Source organism: Anaerostipes rhamnosivorans (genome assembly GCF_005280655.1).
Taxonomy (GTDB): Bacteria; Bacillota; Clostridia; order Lachnospirales; family Lachnospiraceae; genus Anaerostipes; species Anaerostipes rhamnosivorans.
In genome coordinates, this window is the sequence record NZ_CP040058.1 from 1405643 (window position 1) to 1422437 (window position 16795).

The following is a 16795-nucleotide window of genomic DNA, read 5'->3' on the forward strand; positions in this document are numbered from 1 at the left end:
TTCTTTTAATTTCAGAGGCAAGATATGTCCTCACCCGATATGTTTTTATTTGTTTACTTTAGTTTTCGATAAACGGTGATCAGCATGGTTACATAACAGGCGGTTCCTCCGATAAAGTTTGAGATAGGCTCTGCTATAAAAACACCGTTGACGCCCAAACCGAACAGCATCGGAAGGCAGACAGTTAAAGGAAGCACAATGACAACCTTTCGGAAGATTGAAAAGAAGATGGCCTGTTTGGATCTGTTCAGGGCAATATAGGTGGACTGGCCTGAAAACTGTAGGGACATCATAAAGATCCCAAAGAAATACAGCTTCAGGGCAGGCACGCCCTTAGCGATGATGGAGGGGTCGCTGTTAAATATATGGATAAAAAAGTGGGGAGCCAAAAGCAGGATGCCCCAGACTGCGGATGTATAGACAATGCAGGCAAGGGTCATAAACTTTATAGCCTGTTTTACCCGTTGGTACTGTTCAGCCCCGTAATTATAACCCAGCACCGGCTGTGCGCCGTTGGTAATGCCGGTCACTGGCATAGTGATCACTTCCCGGATAGAGTTTAAGATCGTCATGATCGTCACGTAGAGATCCCCTCCGTAAATCTGTAAGGTTGCATTGCAGGCGATCTGGACGATGCTGTTGGTGATGGACATGGTAAACCCGGAGAGACCCAGAGCGATGATCTGTCTGACAAGAGTCAACTTCAGACTGAAATATTCTATCTTCAGTTTTAAGATGGTCTTTTTTCCGGCCAGGAACACAAGGACCCATACAGAAGAAATAAACTGGGAGATGACTGTTGCCAGAGCGGCGCCTCTGACACCCAGATGCAGCACAAAGATAAAGACAGGGTCTAGGACAATATTCAAGATTGCACCGATTAAAACCGTCAACATGCCTGTCCTGGCAAATCCCTGTGAGTTAATAAAACTGTTCATTCCAAGACCGATCATCACAAAAACAGATCCCAGCAGATAGATTGTGATATAGCTGTCTGCATATGGAAATGTAGCCTGGCTGGCCCCAAACGCATAGATGACCGGTTTTTTAAATATAAGGATCACGGCAGTGAGCAGAAGGCCCAGGACGATCAGAAGGAAAAAAGAATTCCCCATGATCTCCTCGGCCTTTTTTTGATTCCCCTTTCCCCGCTCAATAGAACATAAGGGGGCACCGCCCATACCGATTAAATTGGCAAAAGCCATGATGATCGTGATGATAGGAAAGGTGATTCCCACGCCGCCAAGGGCGAGAGCAGCATCCGTCCCCATCCTTCCAATGTAGATACGGTCAACAATGCTGTACAGAACATTGATCAGCTGAGCCAGTGTCATAGGAACAGCCAGGTTTATAATATTTCTCGTTACACTTCCCTTTGTAAAATCATTTGTCTTATTTTCCATAATAAACGCCGCCTTAATGTCTAGGAACTTACTTAGTGATATATACTTTTTATAGTAAAATTGAGTAGATGATCTCTTCTTTCCCACTTTGTTCCTTAGATTGGTGCTTCTATTTTATAATAGGGAGCTCCAAAACACAACTAGGAGCGGCAGAAAACACTTTGTGTTTCTATATTGATTATGGTAGAATAAAAAAATATTAATGACAATAAGAAAATAAGGAGTGATTCCATGAAATTTACAAAAATGCACGGCTGCGGCAATGATTATGTATATGTGAACTGTTTTGAAGAAACCATCGAGAACCCAAATGCGGCAGCTAAATTTGTCAGTGACCGCCACTTTGGCATCGGTTCGGACGGCATGATCTGTATTCACCCTTCCGATAAAGCGGATTTCCGCATGGCAATGTACAATTCTGATGGTTCCGAGGGAGCCATGTGCGGCAATGGAGTACGCTGCATAGCAAAATATGTCTACGACTATGGATTGACAGATAAAACAAGGATTACCATAGAGACAAAGGGCGGGATCAAGGAACTGGATCTTACGGTAGAGGACGGAAAGGTCACCTGGGTCAATGTTGATATGGATGCACCGGTGCTGGACGCTGAGAAGATTCCTGTGAACTATGACGAAGAAAAACAAGTCATTGATAAGCCTGTCATCGTGGACGGCAGAGAGTACAGGATCACCTGCATATCCATGGGGAATCCTCATGGTGTCGTGTTTGTGGACTCTGTTGACGATCTTGAGATCGAAAGGCTTGGGCCAATGTTTGAGAACCATCCAATGTTTCCGGACCGGGTCAACACAGAATTCATTGAAGTCATCGATGACCATACGGTCAAAATGCGGGTATGGGAACGCGGGTCAGGAGAGACACTGGCATGCGGAACCGGAGCATGTGCGAGCGCCTACGCATGTTATTTAAATAAGAAGACCGGCAAAAATGTTCTGGTCCACCTGCTGGGCGGAGATCTTCAGATTAATTACGATGAAGAGAAACATACCATCTTTATGAAGGGGCCGGCCACAAAGGTATTTGACGGGGAGATTGACCTTACGGAAGTTTTGGCTTAGGAGGAATCTATGAAATTATCAAAATTATTGGAACGATCAGAATATAGACTCGTACAGGGGCAGGAAGATACAGAGATCAGCACTCTTGTCTATGATTCAAGAAAAGTGGAAGAAGGAAGCGTTTTTGTCTGCATCTCAGGAGCAGCATTTGACGGACATAAGTTTGTCGGCCAGGTGGCAGAACAAGGTGCCAAAGCCGTTGTCGTTGAACGGGATGTGGAGGTGCCGGAAGGTGTGACTGTGATCCGGTTTGACGACACAAGGAGAGCGCTTGCGGAAATGTCCGCGGCTTACTTCGGATACCCCGCAGAGGAGCTTACGACTATTGGGATTACCGGAACCAAGGGAAAGACAACGATCACTTACATGATCCAGTCTGTTCTTGAGCATGCGGGGCAGAAGACCGGACTGATTGGAACCATCGAGACTGTCATCGGAGAGGAGCGGATTCCTTCGGTCAATACAACTCCGGAGTCTTATGTGATCCAGGAATCATTCCGCAGGATGGCCGATGAGGGCTGTAAAAACGTGGTGATGGAGGTGTCCTCACAGGGATTGATGCTGCACCGGGTCAGCGGATTCACTTTCGACTACGGAATCTTTACCAATCTTGCCGAAGACCATATCGGGGAAAATGAGCACAAGGATATGGATGATTATATTCACTGCAAGTCTCTGCTGTTTCAGCAGTGCAGGCAGGGAATCGTTAACGGCGATGACGCTTATGTGGAGAGGATCATCAAAGGACATACCTGCTCCCTGGAGACGTTTGGCATGGATGAGGCTAACGATGTGTATGCCCAAAATATAAAGAGGATCCAGGAACCCGGCTATCTGGGTGTTTCTTATGATCTGAAGGGAAAGGAAGAGTACAATGTCCATGTGGATATCCCTGGAGATTTTACGGTTTACAATTCATTGGCCGCTATCTCTCTGTGCCGCCATATGGGGATCCAGAAGTCCGATGTGCTGGATGCGTTAAATACGATTCAGGTAAAAGGACGTCTGGAGATTATAAAAACACCGGGAGAATATACACTGATGATCGATTATGCCCACAATGCCATGAGTCTTGAGAGTCTTCTCACGACAATCCGCAAATACGAACCAAAAAAGATCTACTGTCTGTTCGGCTGCGGAGGCAACCGGGCAAAGGCAAGAAGGTATGAGATGGGAGAAGTGTCCTCAAAGCTTGCAGACTTAACGGTGGTGACTTCTGATAATCCAAGAAATGAAGAACCTATGGATATTATTGATGACATTTTAGTTGGCGTCCACAAGGGTCCGGGCAAATATGTCACGATCCCGGACAGGAAAGAAGCCATCCGCTATTGTATGGAACATGCCGGCAAGGGAGATATCGTTATTCTTGCTGGAAAAGGGCATGAGGATTACCAGGAGATCAGAGGGGTCAAACATCATATGGATGAAAGAGACCTGATCCGTGAGATTATAGAGGAAGCATAACTGAATGGAAAGCTGAAGACGGATGGCACATAAGTGCTTGAGGCCTTTAAGATAAAAGAAATCAAGGAAAAACGGCAGCTTTGTAAGTCTGTCAGAGAAGAGATTAGGAGGAACTATGGATAGCAGAATCAAAGGAACAACAAAATTACTTGGACTGATCGGGTCACCGGTGGGACATTCAGGCTCACCGGCAATGCACAATTATGGCTTTCAGGCATTGGATATTGATGCGGCCTACCTTGCATTTGACATTAAAGAAGAGCAGGTAAAAGACGCCATCAGCGCAGTCCGCACTCTGAATATGAAGGGGATCAATGTGACAATGCCGTGTAAGACAGAAGCGGCAAAATACATGGATGAGTTATCTCCAGCGGCCAGGCTGATCGGTGCAGTCAATACTGTCGTGAACAGGGATGGAAAACTTTACGGTCATATCACTGACGGCGAAGGTTTCGTGGCAAACTTAAATGACCACGGTGTTACAGTGCAGGAAAAGGATATTGTAATCTTCGGCGCAGGAGGCGCGGCAACTGCGATTTTAGTGCAGTGTGCCCTGGACGATGCAAAAGAAATCACGGTGATCAATCCAAGAGATGATTTTTTTGACCGTGCTGAGGAGATGCACAAAAAGCTCCGCGTGGAAGCTCCGGACTGCAAGATTTCACTGATCGATCTGGCAGACGAAGAGGCTGTAAAAAAGGCAGTTTTAAAGACTGATATCCTTATAAACGGAACTCTGCTTGGAATGAAGCCAAAAGAAGATACTTCTGTGATACAGGACACAAGCCTGTTCCATGAGGATATGGTTGTTGCGGACGTTGTATATAATCCAAAAGAGACGAAACTCTTGAAAGATGCCAAGGCAGCAGGCTGCAAAACGGTACAGGGAGACGGAATGCTCTTATGGCAGGGAGTTGCAGCGTTTAAACTGTTCACAGGACAGGATATGCCGGTAAAAGAAGTAAAAGAAAAGTTCTTTTCATAACATTTTCACCAGTTCTCCGGCTTGCTGTCTCAGGGACGTAAGATTTTCTAACTTTCAGCAAAGTCTCTCCGGCGGCCCGTTCGGAACTCGCTGACGCTCAGACAGCCTCACTGCGCGATGCGCACCGCCTCCGAGTCTTTGCTTCAAGAAGAAAAACTAACGTCCCTTCGAATGCAAGGCCTCCGAACTGGTGAAAATGGACGTAATGTCTGCTGGAGCAGGCTGCTACAAGACAAAAGGCGCCACCTCTAAGAGTTTTTCTTCATTGTTGGAAGGAGGCCTTTCCAGAGCCGACTGGAAACAATGGAGAAAAACTCATAAGATAATACATAGTAAGATAAGAGATAAAAGGATTGCGCAGGCAGTCCTTTTTTTCTTTGTTTCAGTCATAACTTGCGAAGAGCCTGCATATACTTTAACAGTCTATCGTAGGAGGATATTATGGATTACTTTAATGTATATAAGGATATTATGGCCAGGACCAATGGAGAAATCTACATTGGTGTGGTAGGTCCCGTGAGGACTGGAAAGAGTACATTTATCAAGCGGTTTATGAATCTGATGGTTCTGCCGAATATGGAAAATGAGAATGAAAGAAACCGTGCCAACGATGAGCTTCCCCAGTCATCCAGCGGAAAGACCATCATGACAACGGAACCGAAATTCGTGCCCAATGAAGCGGTGGAGATCAATGTGGATGACGGCATCAGCATGAAGGTGCGGCTGATTGACTGTGTCGGCTATATGGTAAACGGGGCAGTGGGCCATATTGAAGGGGAAGAGGAACGGCTTGTAAAGACGCCGTGGTTTGATTATGAGATTCCCTTTACAAAGGCTGCCAGCATCGGAACTAAAAAGGTTATCACAGAACATTCTACCATCGGGATTGTGGTGACAACGGACGGTTCTTTCGGGGATATTGAAGCCGCAAATTACCAGGAGCCGGAAGAAGAGACGATCAAACAGCTGAAAGCATTACATAAACCATTTGTGGTTCTGTTGAATACCAGCCGTCCATATTCCGAGGAGACAGTGAAACTTGCCAAGGAAAAAGAGGCAAAGTATGGAGCAAAAGTACTCCCGATGAACTGTGAGCAGCTGAAGAAGGATGATATTTATTTTATATTGAAAAGTGTTCTGATGGAATTCCCGATCTCATCCATCGGATTTTTCGTGCCGAAATGGGTGGAGGTGCTCCCGAAGGACCATAAGATCAAGCAGGAGATCATGGATACGGCCCGCAGGATGCTCATGGAGAAGGATACCATGAAAGACATCTATGAGGAGGAAGATTATGAAAATCAATACATAAAACAGTGGAAACTGGATTCTGTAGCCATGGATACTGGGGTGATACGGATCGCGGTTGATATGGATGATTCTTATTATTATGAATTTTTAAGCGATACCATTGGGCTGCCGATCAAAAATGAGTACGAATTTATTTCTATTATGCAGGATCTGGCAAGGCAGAAGAAAGAATACGAAGAGGTGGCAGATGCACTCAACGCGGTGAAACAACGTGGGTATGGAGTCGTGACGCCGACCAAGGGAGACATTGTGCTGGAAGAACCTAAAATCGTTAAACACGGCAATAAGTACGGTGTAAAGATCAAAGCCAGTGCTCCGTCGATCCATATGATCCGAGCCAATATCTCCACAGAGATCGCACCGATCGTAGGAGAAGAGTATCAGGCGAAGGATCTGATGGAATATTTTGACAAGGGGAAGAGTGATCCACAGGAGAGTATCTGGGATATCAATATCTTTGGCAAGACATTGGAACAGCTGGTTGGAGAGGGCATGCAGTCAAAAGCCCAGAAGATGACAGAGGAAAGCCAGCAAAAACTCCAGGATACTATGGAGAAAATCGTCAACGAAAGCAATGGTGGACTTGTCTGCATCATCATTTGAGAATAGCTGGGCACCATTGACAAATGGGGAAAAAAAGAATATACTTTGGTAAACAAAATATTAGGAAAGCGCAGGATAAATGATAAGATATGTCGATTAGAATATTAGGTACAGGAAGTTATCTTCCGGAGACGATTGTTACAAATGATGATTTAGCAAAAGTGATGGATACCAGTGACGAGTGGATCGCCAGCAGGACCGGTATCCGGGCGCGTCATATTTCTGTGGACGATACAACATCCGGCATGGCAGTGAAAGCTGCCAAAGAGGCCTTGAAGGAAAGCGGAGTAGCTCCGGAGGAGTTGGACTGTATCTTTTTCGCGACATTGTCCGGCGACCGGGCTACTCCCAACGGTGCATGTGATGTGCAGAAGGCTATCAAGGCTACAAATGCAGTCTGCATGGACTTAAATGCGGCCTGTTCCGGGTTTGTCTATGCGCTGACCACGGCCATCGCATATGCAAAGTCAGGCCTGGCTAAGAAAATGCTGGTGATCGGTGTGGAGACCCTGTCTAAGATCGTTGACTGGAAGGACCGGAGCAGCTGTGTTTTGTTCGGGGATGGGGCAGGATGCGCAGTTGTGGAAGCGGATGATTCCAGAGAAGTCTTTATCGACTATGGATCTAACGGAGACCTGGGAGAAGCACTGACCTGCGGTGAGAGAAAATTAAATAATTTATTGGTAGAGAATCATGAGCCTTTAGAACCGGTCTTTATGGACGGACAGGAAGTATACCGCTTTGCGGTAAAAACGGTTCCAAAGACGATTGAAAATGTACTTGAGAAAGCAGGAGCTTCAAAAGATGAGATCAAATACTACGTCCTGCATCAGGCAAATAAACGGATCATTGATTCGGCGGCAAAACGTCTGAAGCTGGATATCGAAAAGTTTCCGATGAATCTGGACCGATGCAGCAACACATCTTCGGCGAGCGTTCCGATCTTGCTAGACGAGATCAACAAAAAGGGAATGCTGGAAAGAGGAGATAAGCTTGTGCTGTGCGGATTCGGCGGCGGGCTGACCTGGGGAACGATTTATTTAGAATGGTAAGAAACGGCCGGAGGATCTTCCGGCATCATCTGAGAAAAAAGTAGGGCTTTCCTGCTTTTTTTGTTTATTGGGGAGGTGTTCGTTTTTCTCCATTGCCTTCCGTCTGCTCTGGAAAGGCTTCCTCCAGGCAATGGAGAAAAACGAACAACCCTTTTAGATCCTTTGGATGGGCATGCTTTGCACGACAAGGTATACCCACAGGGCATCCCGTATTCTGGATCCTTCGGATGGGCGTGCTTCGCACGTCAAAGTATGGTATAATATATTAATATAGATTAAGGGAGGTGTTGGCAATGGAATTACAGATGTGGAGAGAGATCCTTTGCCCTTACGACTTGGCTGTGGAGGAGTTAAAGCTGAAGTTCGTGCACATCATGAATGAATATAGAACCGCAGGCCGTTATTCACCGATCGAACAGGTGGACGGCAGAGTAAAAAGCATTTCTAGTATTCTTGATAAGATGCAGAGAAAGAAAATAAACATTAATGAAATAGAGACAGATCTGGAAGATATTGCAGGCATCCGGGTCATCTGTCAATTCGTCGAAGATATTGACCGTGTGGTTGAGATCATTGAACAGCGTTCTGATATGGAGATCAAGACGAAAAAGGACTATATCACAAAAGCAAAAGACAGCGGATACCGGAGTTTCCATGTGATCATTTATTATGACGTGGATACCATCTACGGCAAGAAAAAGATTCAGGCAGAGATACAGATCCGTACTCTTGCTATGAATTTCTGGGCCACAGTAGAGCATTCCCTGCAGTATAAGTATAAAGAGAACATACCGGAGCACATAACGGAGAAGCTGATGAATGCAGCAGACGCCATTGTGGTCCTGGATAAAGAGATGTCCATTGTCAGAGATGAGATCATGGATGCCCAGAATTCTTTCCGAAAAAAGGCAAATATTGTTTCCGAGATTCTGTCAACCATGCAGAATTTATATAAAGTAGCAAACAAACAGGAAGTCATCAAGATACAGGACGAGTTTTACAAAATATATGAGACAGGAGATATGGAGCAGCTGATCCATTTTAATAAGCAGCTGGATATCATTGCGGAGGGCTACCGTGCACAGAGCCTGTCATAGGAGAAATTATGGAATTACCACAGTTATTCGTTGAGAAGATGAAATCCCTTCTGGGGGAAGAATACAGCGATTATGAGGCGTGCCTCCAAAGGCCAAAGCAGAGCGGCATCCGCGTCAATACCTCCAAGATTTCCGTGGAGGAGTTCCGAAAGATCGCACCGTTTGAGATAGAACCTGTGCCATGGACCGAAAATGGATTTTTTGTCGAAGCCAAAGACCAGCCGGCAAAACACCCGTTTTATCATGCTGGCCTGTACTATATCCAGGAGCCCAGCGCCATGGCTCCGGCTGCATTTCTGCCGGTAGAGCCGGGAGACAAGGTACTGGACCTGTGTGCAGCGCCTGGAGGCAAGTCCACGGAACTGGGAGCGAGGCTTAAGGGCGAGGGCCTTCTAGTATCCAATGATATCAGTATTACCAGGACAAAAGCTTTGCTTAAGAACCTGGAAATGTTCGGTATCAGCAACAGCGTGATCGCAAGCGAGGAACCAAAGAATCTTGTGCCGGTATGCTATGAGTATTTTGATAAGGTGTTAGTGGATGCCCCTTGTTCTGGAGAAGGAATGTTTAGAAAGGGCAGCAATGAGATCAAAAACTGGGCGGAATATGGGATCGAACCCTATGTGAAGATTCAGCGAGAGATTATACTGGATGCGGTTAAGATGCTCAAACCCGGGGGATATCTTTTGTACTCCACCTGTACCTTTTCACCGGAGGAAGATGAGCAGCTGATCGAGTACCTGCTTCATCAGGTGCCGGAGCTTTCTCTGGTTGATATGCCTGAGGCTGATGGATTTGACCGGGGACACCCTGAGTGGACCGTGTCGGGACTTCAGGATGTCAAAAAGTGTATCAGGCTCTGGCCACATAAGATCAAAGGGGAAGGGCATTTTCTTGCGCTTCTGAAAAAAGAGGGAGAACCGGCAGCCGGCGCAGAAGGACAAAAGCGTGACCGTGCAAAGATTTCCCAGGAGGCAGAGGCCTTCCTCTCTGAATGCAGGATGGATTTGGACCCAAACCGGATAAAAGAACATAAGGGGAGACTGATCCTCACGCCCAAAGATCTGCCTGATCTTGGAAGGCTCAGGGTGTTAAGGCATGGCCTTTTACTTGGAGAGATGAAAAAACGGAGATTTGAGCCAAGCCAGGTGCTGGCCATGGCATTGTCCGGAGATGGATATGCGAGAACGCTGGACTTAAGCCTGTCCGATGAGAGACTTATGAAGTATTTAAAATGTGAAACCATACTTGCAGATGAAAAGGAAGACGGTATGTATCTTGTCACAGTCCAGGGATATCCTCTTGGATGGGGGAAATTATCCAAAGGCCGGATGAAGAATAAATATGCGCCTTCATGGAGATGGATGTGATGAAGGCAATGCGTTTGGACAAGTTTCTGTGCGCGGTCTGTGGCTGTACCAGAAGTGAAGCAAAAAAAATGGTCCGTCAGGGGAGGGTCCTGGCGGCAGGAGAAACAGTAAAGAAACCGGAACAAAAGGTAGTGCCTGGACAGGACGAGGTCACACTGGACGGGAAGGAACTTAAATACAGGGAATATGAATATTTGATGCTGAACAAACCTAAGGGAGTGGTCACGGCGACCAGGGATTCCAGGGAACAAACGGTCATGGATCTGATCCCAGAAGTCCATAAAAAGGGTATGTTTCCGGTGGGAAGGCTGGATAAGGATACAGAAGGGCTTCTGCTGATAACAAATGACGGAGAGCTGGGGCACCGTCTGCTGTCACCGAAGCATCATGTCACGAAGCGGTACTCTGTCACTGTAACAGGGCAAATTGGAAGAGCACAGCAGGAGGTTTTTGAGTCGGGTATGGACATTGGTGATGAGAAACCGTTAAAGCCCGCCAGGCTGAAGATTTTGAAGTCAGGGGAAGTTTCTGAGGCTGAGGTGTTCATCACAGAGGGCAGATTTCATCAGATCAAGCGCATGTTTGAAGCGGTGGGGAGTCAGGTGCTTAAATTAAAGCGTCTTTCCATGGGACCGCTTTTGTTGGATCCGGAGCTCCTGCCAGGGCAGTCCAGGGAACTTACAGAGGAAGAGATCAGATGTTTAAAGGAGAACCAATGCTAAAGGATAAAAAAGCGGTAATTTTTGATTTGGACGGAACTTTGGTGGATTCTATGTGGATCTGGAAAGAGATTGACGAACGTTTTCTTGGGCATTTCGGCCTTCAGGTTCCAGAAGGGCTGAACGATCTGCTGGAAGGCTACAGCTTTAATGAGACGGCGGAGTACTTTAAAAACCATTTTCCGCTTCCGCTCACTGTTCAAGAGATTAAAGATACATGGAACCGTATGGCTTACGAGATGTATACGAATGAGATCCCCCTGAAAGAAGGGGTAATCGAATTTTTGGATGTATTAAAGGACAAAAAGCTCCCTATTGGGATCGCCACCAGCAATTCCAGAGAATTGACAAAGGCATGTTTAAATGCCCACGGGATCGGGCAGTATTTTCAGTACATCTGTACTTCCAATGAGGTGCCAAAGGGGAAACCTGCCCCGGACGTATATTTAAAGACAGCACAGGAGCTGTCGGTTGAGCCGGAACATATTCTGGTGTTTGAGGATATCCCATATGGGATCATGGCTGGAAACAGCGCCAATATGACGACCTGTGCCGTCAGGGATGCTTATTCCCAGGCGGTGGCTGACAAGAAGAGGGAACTGGCTGATTACTATATTGACACTTACTTTGATATCATAAATGGAACCTATCAATCAGTATAACCGATACGAGAGGTGATAACATGAAGAAAGTAGCAATCGTTACAGGAGCTTCCTCAGGACTTGGAAGACAGTTCGTTCTCCAGATAGCTAAAAGCCATGGATTTCTAGATGAGATCTGGGTAGTGGCCAGAAGAGCGGACCGCCTTTTAGAACTGGGAGTGCTGGTTTCCAACATTGTAATCCGGCCGATTCCGCTGGATCTTTCAAAGAAGGACAGTATCGTAAGAATCAGGAGTATCCTCGCAAAAGAAAAACCGAAGGTTTATGTGCTGGTGAACTGTTCCGGACTTGGGCTGGCCGGCTTGTTTGACAGACAGGACGAAGAACTGCTGGACCAGATGCTGAAGGTGAACTGTCTGGCACTCACAAGGGTAACCAGAGCTGTCCTGCCGTACATGCCGAAGAAGTCCCGTATTGTCCAGGTGGCCTCATCCGCAGCCTTTGCGCCGCAGCCTGGCTTTGCAGTGTATGCCGCCACCAAATCCTATGTATTAAATTACAGCCTGGCATTAAGACAGGAACTGAAGAAAAGAAGAATTTATGTCACAACCGTATGCCCGGGACCGGTCAACACTGAATTTTTCGATACAGCCTACCAGAAAAAAGAAATGAAACTATACAAAAAGCTTGTGATGGCGAAGCCGGAAAGGGTTGTGAAGAAAGCCCTGAAAGATGTGAAGAAGGGCAGGGCAGTCTCTGTATACGGAATCTTAATGAAGGCCGTGAGAGTTCTCTGCAAGCTGCTTCCAAGCAGTCTGATCGTCAGGCTGATCCATTAGAGGGAAACGATATGAAAGAAATCAGGATTTCAGACAGGGAAGAAGAACAGCGGCTAGACAAGCTTCTGGCAAAATATTTGAACAAGGCGCCCAAGAGCTTCCTTTATAAAATGCTCCGGAAAAAGAACATCAAGCTGAACGGAAAAAAGGCTTCCGGAAATGAAAAGCTGAAATCTGGCGATGTGGTATGTATTTACCTGGCAGACGAGACCATCGCAACGTTTCGGGAGGAGCCGAAGGCGGAGAAGACAAGAGCGGATCTTTCTGTGGCCTATCAGGATTCCAATGTATTGATCATCAATAAACCTTACGGGATGCTGTCACAGAAGTCAAAGCCGTCGGATGTGTCGGTCAATGAACTGATCGTCCCGTACTGTCTGCAGCTTGGGATCTTAAAGGAATCCAATCTGGAACTGTTCCGGCCGTCTATATGCAACCGTCTGGACAGAAATACAACGGGACTGCTGATCGCGGGGATATCCCTGGAAGGTCTGCAGACCATGGCTGAAATGTTGAAGGAACGTACAGTGAAAAAGTATTACTACTGTATTGTCAAAGGCACATTAAAAAACAGCAGCAGAGTGTCCGGATATATTAAGAAAGACCGGAAGGAAAATAAAGTATCATTTTCAGAGAAGGCAGATGGGAGTGGCAGCCGCATTGAGACGGCCTATGAGCCTGTGGCCTGCGGAGGCGGTTTTACGCTTCTTAGAGTGGAATTGATCACCGGAAAGACCCATCAGATCCGTGCCCATTTGGCTGGAATGGGATTTCCTCTCGTAGGGGATACCAAGTATGGAGACCGGGAAGCAAACCTTTGGCTGAAAAGAAAGTTTGGAGTGAAGCACCAGCTGCTGCACTGCGGTTGTCTTGTTTTTCCAAAAGAGATGAAGCGATGTACAGAACTGTCCGGCAGGACGGTCACCGCACAGGTGCCGGAATTATTTTTAAAGACGGCAGAAGAATTATTTGGGAGCATATCATGGGAACTTGGAATTTAAAAGGACTGCGGGGATCGGTTCTGGAGGAACTAGTCAACCATACCAATGAAAAATACAAGGAGCAGGGGCTGGCACTGGTCCAGAAGATACCTACCTCCATAAAGCCGGTCAGATTTGACAAGAACAGCCGGCAGATCACTCTGGCATACTTTGACCAGAAAAGTACTGTCGATTATATAGGTGCTGTCCAGGGGTATCCGATCTGTTTTGACGCCAAAGAATGTGCAACTGACGTATTTCCATTACATAATATCCATGAACATCAAATAGAATTTATGGAGAGGTTTGAAAAACAGGGGGGCATCAGTTTTCTTCTGATTTATTTTACCCACAGGCAGGCCTGTTACTTTATGTCTTTTGAGGAAACGATGAAGTTTTGGAATCGACAGACAGACGGCGGGCCGAAGCATTTTAAATTTGGTGAGCTGGATGCAGGGTTCTTTGTCCCGATGAAGAAAGGGATGATCCTGCATTATCTGGAATGTCTCAACAAACTATTGGCCGGGAGGCGTTGACTTGGCGGACGGTTTTTCGTATAATAAAATATTGAAACAGCCGTTACGTCCGGCAAATGAATACACAGAAAGAAGATAGACCAATGATTAGAAGCATGACAGGATTTGGGCGCAGCGTCGTATCCAATGACAACAATCAGACGATCACCGTTGAGGTGAAATCAGTCAATCACAGATACTGTGATATATCATTAAAGATACCAAAAAAGTTTACTATGTTTGAGGCGGATGTCCGCAGCCTGTTCAAGCAGTTCGCAAACAGGGGGAAGATTGATCTGTCCATATCATATGAAGATTTATCAGAGACCAGCGTGGGTCTCCACTATAACCGCGCCATGGCAAAAGAATACATGGATGCTTTTCATCAGATGGGGGAAGAGTTCGGTATTCCTGTGTCGATCACGGCAGAGCGTCTGTCCCAGTTTCCAGAGGTGCTTTCCCTGACGGAAGAGGTTTTCGATGAGAGCCAGTGGTGGAGCCTTATTAAGAAGGCTGTAACGGAAGCCGGGGAGAAGTTTGTGGAGTCCAGAACCGTAGAAGGCAAAAGGCTTTTGGAAGATATGCAAGGAAAGCTTGCCCAGATGGAAAAGGACATTGAGTTTATTGCAGAGCGTTCTCCGTCCATCATCAAAGAATACCGCACCAAGCTTGAAGATAAGGTCAAGGAATTTTTAGATAATGCAGGCATGGATGAGAGCCGTATTGCCGCAGAAGTAACCTTATATGCAGATAAGATATCCGTGGATGAGGAGATCGTCCGTTTTAAGAGCCATATCAAGGCTATGGAGGAAGAACTTTACGAGAAAGACAGTGTAGGAAGAAAGCTGGATTTCCTTGCCCAGGAGATGAACCGGGAGGCCAACACGATCTTGTCCAAGTCCAGTGACGTGGAACTTTCCAATCACGCCATTGAGCTTAAGACAAATGTGGAAAAGGTCAGGGAACAGGTTCAGAATATTGAGTAGGGAGGAACAAAACGATGAAAAAAGGTGCATTGGTCATCTTATCCGGATTTTCCGGCGTTGGAAAAGGGACAGTGGCAAAACGCCTGGTGGAGAAGTACGGCTACAGCCTGTCCGTCTCTGCCACCACAAGGAAGCCCAGAGAAGGAGAAGTGGACGGAAGGGACTATTTCTTTAAGTCCGAGGAAGATTTCCGAAACCTGATTGACTACAACGGATTTATAGAATATGCTAGATACGTAGAAAATTTTTACGGCACCCCGCGCAAGTTCGTGGAAGAAGAACTGGATGCAGGGCACAATGTGATCCTGGAGATTGAAGTCCAGGGGGCGTTTGCCATCAGGGAACAGTACGAAGACGCTCTTTTGGTCTTTATCACGGCACCCAGTGCCCAGGAGATCAAAAACCGCCTGATCGGAAGAGGGACGGAGTCCGAGGAAGTGATCAACAAGAGACTTTCAAGGGCTGTGGAGGAGTCTGAGGACATGTGCCAGTATGATTATATTATCGTCAACGACGATCTGGAAGTGTGTGTGGATCAGGTGCATGCGGTTGTCACCGCACAGGCATGTGAGCGCAGGCACAACATGGAATTAGTGAAAGAGACAATGGAAGGTTTAAAAACCCTATAGGAGGAATCATATTTATGCTACACCCATCATATTCAGAATTAATGCAGGTTATCAACGGAGATGACGAAGATAAGAATATCATCACAAGCCGATACTCACTGGTCATTGCCAGTGCCAAGAGAGCAAGACAGCTGATCGGGGGAGATATGCCGCTCAGTGAAGATGCGGATGAACAGAAGCCTCTTTCCACTGCAGTGGAGGAGATAAGGAGCAGTAAAGTAAAGATTCTTCAGGATGGAGAAGACGAAGAATAGAGAAAGCAGGAAGGGTGAATAGGATATTTTCTAATCACCCTTTTCAAATATCATCTTGAAAGGAACTAGGCATGGATCTTATATTAATCTTAAAAACTGTTATTCTTGGAATTGTGGAGGGCATCACGGAGTGGCTGCCGATCAGCAGCACTGGACATTTGATCTTAGTAGATGAGTTCATAAACTTAAATGTCTCAGGGGCATTTAAGGAGATGTTTGACGTGGTGATCCAGCTGGGTGCTATCATGGCGGTGGTAGTGCTGTATTTTCATAAGCTGAACCCTCTCTCACCGAAGAAGAACCGGGCGCAGAAACATGATACGATGGTTCTCTGGTATAAAGTGATCATTGCGGTTCTTCCGGCCGCTGTCATCGGCATTTTGTTCGACGATGCTATTCATGACCGGTTTTTTAATCCGATCGTTGTCGCAGCCACTCTTATCATTTACGGTATCTTATTTATCGTCATTGAAAATCATAATGAGAGAAGCCGCAGAAGAGAGATGAATTCCCTGAAAGGCCTTACATACCGGATGGCCTTTATCATAGGTGTCTTCCAGGTACTGTCGCTGATTCCGGGAACGTCCCGTTCCGGCGCCACGATTGTCGGCGGGATCTTGATTGGGTGTTCCAGGACTGTGGCGGCTGAGTTTTCATTTTTTCTCGGAATCCCGGTCATGTTTGGAGCCAGTCTTTTAAAGATCGTAAAGTTCGGCTTTGCGTTTACCGGCACGGAGCTTTTAGTGCTGGCTGTGGGGATGATCGTTTCGTTCCTTGTTTCCATCGTTGCTATCAAGTTTTTGATGGGATATGTGAAACGGCATGACTTTAAGGCGTTTGGTGTATACCGGATCATACTCGGTGTTTTGGTCATCGGATATTTTACATTTGTTAATTAGG

General features: G+C 46.3%; 17 protein-coding genes. 16 read left to right on the forward strand and 1 reads right to left on the reverse strand.

Going from position 1 to position 16795, the window contains the following annotated elements:
* Positions 1-53: 53 nt before the first annotated feature.
* Positions 54-1403: an MATE family efflux transporter gene (locus tag AR1Y2_RS06900; protein WP_137328319.1), complete on the reverse strand. Its 1350-nt coding sequence runs from the start codon at positions 1401-1403 to the stop codon at positions 54-56.
* Positions 1404-1634: 231 nt separating this feature from the next.
* Between AR1Y2_RS06900 and dapF the strand changes: the two genes are divergently transcribed.
* From dapF to AR1Y2_RS06980, 16 genes are all read left to right on the forward strand, one after another.
* Complete coding sequence (gene dapF, locus AR1Y2_RS06905; protein ID WP_137328320.1) at positions 1635-2486, forward strand: diaminopimelate epimerase; 852 nt, start codon at positions 1635-1637, stop codon at positions 2484-2486.
* A gap of 9 nt (positions 2487-2495) precedes the next feature.
* Positions 2496-3953: a UDP-N-acetylmuramoyl-L-alanyl-D-glutamate--2,6-diaminopimelate ligase gene (locus AR1Y2_RS06910; protein ID WP_137328321.1), complete on the forward strand. Its 1458-nt coding sequence runs from the start codon at positions 2496-2498 to the stop codon at positions 3951-3953.
* A gap of 115 nt (positions 3954-4068) precedes the next feature.
* Positions 4069-4938 (forward strand): shikimate dehydrogenase, encoded by an 870-nt coding sequence (locus tag AR1Y2_RS06915; RefSeq protein ID WP_137328322.1) that lies wholly within the window; start codon positions 4069-4071, stop codon positions 4936-4938.
* A gap of 441 nt (positions 4939-5379) precedes the next feature.
* Positions 5380-6852 carry a stage IV sporulation protein A gene (gene spoIVA, locus AR1Y2_RS06920; RefSeq protein ID WP_137328323.1) on the forward strand — a complete coding sequence of 491 codons (1473 nt, stop codon included), beginning with the start codon at positions 5380-5382 and terminating at the stop codon, positions 6850-6852.
* Between the two features lie 89 nt (positions 6853-6941).
* A complete protein-coding gene (locus tag AR1Y2_RS06925) occupies positions 6942-7904 on the forward strand; it encodes a beta-ketoacyl-ACP synthase III (protein WP_137328324.1) in 963 nt (320 codons plus the stop codon).
* A gap of 293 nt (positions 7905-8197) precedes the next feature.
* Positions 8198-9001: a GTP pyrophosphokinase gene (locus AR1Y2_RS06930; RefSeq protein ID WP_137328325.1), complete on the forward strand. Its 804-nt coding sequence runs from the start codon at positions 8198-8200 to the stop codon at positions 8999-9001.
* 8 nt (positions 9002-9009) lie between these two features.
* On the forward strand, positions 9010-10371 hold the full coding sequence (locus AR1Y2_RS06935; RefSeq protein ID WP_137328326.1) for an RsmF rRNA methyltransferase first C-terminal domain-containing protein: 1362 nt from the start codon (positions 9010-9012) through the stop codon (positions 10369-10371).
* Entirely contained in the window at positions 10371-11093 is a 723-nt protein-coding gene (locus AR1Y2_RS06940) for a pseudouridine synthase (RefSeq protein WP_175403704.1), read from the forward strand. Before AR1Y2_RS06935 ends, AR1Y2_RS06940 begins: the two co-directional genes overlap by 1 nt.
* Positions 11087-11752: an HAD family hydrolase gene (locus AR1Y2_RS06945; RefSeq protein ID WP_137328327.1), complete on the forward strand. Its 666-nt coding sequence runs from the start codon at positions 11087-11089 to the stop codon at positions 11750-11752. Before AR1Y2_RS06940 ends, AR1Y2_RS06945 begins: the two co-directional genes overlap by 7 nt.
* 20 nt (positions 11753-11772) lie before the next feature.
* Positions 11773-12531, forward strand: coding sequence for an SDR family NAD(P)-dependent oxidoreductase (locus AR1Y2_RS06950; RefSeq protein WP_137328328.1), 759 nt, complete (start codon positions 11773-11775; stop codon positions 12529-12531).
* 11 nt (positions 12532-12542) lie between these two features.
* Positions 12543-13532 (forward strand): RluA family pseudouridine synthase, encoded by a 990-nt coding sequence (locus tag AR1Y2_RS06955; protein WP_137328329.1) that lies wholly within the window; start codon positions 12543-12545, stop codon positions 13530-13532.
* On the forward strand, positions 13514-14047 hold the full coding sequence (locus tag AR1Y2_RS06960; protein WP_137328330.1) for a Holliday junction resolvase RecU: 534 nt from the start codon (positions 13514-13516) through the stop codon (positions 14045-14047). The genes AR1Y2_RS06955 and AR1Y2_RS06960 overlap by 19 nt, the downstream gene beginning before the upstream one ends.
* Positions 14048-14130: 83 nt before the next feature.
* The gene (locus AR1Y2_RS06965) at positions 14131-15012 is read left to right on the forward strand and encodes a YicC/YloC family endoribonuclease (protein WP_137328331.1); all 882 of its coding nucleotides are present in this window, start codon (positions 14131-14133) and stop codon (positions 15010-15012) included.
* 14 nt (positions 15013-15026) lie between these two features.
* Entirely contained in the window at positions 15027-15641 is a 615-nt protein-coding gene (gene gmk, locus AR1Y2_RS06970; protein WP_137328332.1) for a guanylate kinase, read from the forward strand.
* A 14-nt stretch (positions 15642-15655) separates the two neighbouring features.
* Complete coding sequence (gene rpoZ / locus AR1Y2_RS06975) at positions 15656-15895, forward strand: DNA-directed RNA polymerase subunit omega (protein WP_137328333.1); 240 nt, start codon at positions 15656-15658, stop codon at positions 15893-15895.
* A 71-nt stretch (positions 15896-15966) separates the two neighbouring features.
* Positions 15967-16794, forward strand: coding sequence for an undecaprenyl-diphosphate phosphatase (locus tag AR1Y2_RS06980; protein WP_137328334.1), 828 nt, complete (start codon positions 15967-15969; stop codon positions 16792-16794).
* Position 16795: the final 1 nt, after the last annotated feature.

What these genes read in the sequence shown, in the direction of transcription:
- AR1Y2_RS06945 (WP_137328327.1), top strand. Translation starts at nt 11,087, where the DNA reads ATGCTAAAGGATAAAAAAGCGGTAATTTTTGATTTGGACGGAACTTTG.
- dapF (WP_137328320.1), top strand. Translation starts at nt 1,635, where the DNA reads ATGAAATTTACAAAAATGCACGGCTGCGGCAATGATTATGTATATGTG.
- AR1Y2_RS06925 (WP_137328324.1), top strand. Translation starts at nt 6,942, where the DNA reads ATGTCGATTAGAATATTAGGTACAGGAAGTTATCTTCCGGAGACGATT.
- AR1Y2_RS06955 (WP_137328329.1), top strand. Translation starts at nt 12,543, where the DNA reads ATGAAAGAAATCAGGATTTCAGACAGGGAAGAAGAACAGCGGCTAGAC.
- AR1Y2_RS06950 (WP_137328328.1), top strand. Translation starts at nt 11,773, where the DNA reads ATGAAGAAAGTAGCAATCGTTACAGGAGCTTCCTCAGGACTTGGAAGA.
- AR1Y2_RS06935 (WP_137328326.1), top strand. Translation starts at nt 9,010, where the DNA reads ATGGAATTACCACAGTTATTCGTTGAGAAGATGAAATCCCTTCTGGGG.
- AR1Y2_RS06900 (WP_137328319.1), bottom strand. Translation starts at nt 1,403, where the DNA reads ATGGAAAATAAGACAAATGATTTTACAAAGGGAAGTGTAACGAGAAAT.
- AR1Y2_RS06930 (WP_137328325.1), top strand. Translation starts at nt 8,198, where the DNA reads ATGGAATTACAGATGTGGAGAGAGATCCTTTGCCCTTACGACTTGGCT.
- spoIVA (WP_137328323.1), top strand. Translation starts at nt 5,380, where the DNA reads ATGGATTACTTTAATGTATATAAGGATATTATGGCCAGGACCAATGGA.
- AR1Y2_RS06960 (WP_137328330.1), top strand. Translation starts at nt 13,514, where the DNA reads ATGGGAACTTGGAATTTAAAAGGACTGCGGGGATCGGTTCTGGAGGAA.
- AR1Y2_RS06980 (WP_137328334.1), top strand. Translation starts at nt 15,967, where the DNA reads ATGGATCTTATATTAATCTTAAAAACTGTTATTCTTGGAATTGTGGAG.
- rpoZ (WP_137328333.1), top strand. Translation starts at nt 15,656, where the DNA reads ATGCTACACCCATCATATTCAGAATTAATGCAGGTTATCAACGGAGAT.
- AR1Y2_RS06940 (WP_175403704.1), top strand. Translation starts at nt 10,371, where the DNA reads ATGAAGGCAATGCGTTTGGACAAGTTTCTGTGCGCGGTCTGTGGCTGT.
- gmk (WP_137328332.1), top strand. Translation starts at nt 15,027, where the DNA reads ATGAAAAAAGGTGCATTGGTCATCTTATCCGGATTTTCCGGCGTTGGA.
- AR1Y2_RS06910 (WP_137328321.1), top strand. Translation starts at nt 2,496, where the DNA reads ATGAAATTATCAAAATTATTGGAACGATCAGAATATAGACTCGTACAG.
- AR1Y2_RS06915 (WP_137328322.1), top strand. Translation starts at nt 4,069, where the DNA reads ATGGATAGCAGAATCAAAGGAACAACAAAATTACTTGGACTGATCGGG.
- AR1Y2_RS06965 (WP_137328331.1), top strand. Translation starts at nt 14,131, where the DNA reads ATGATTAGAAGCATGACAGGATTTGGGCGCAGCGTCGTATCCAATGAC.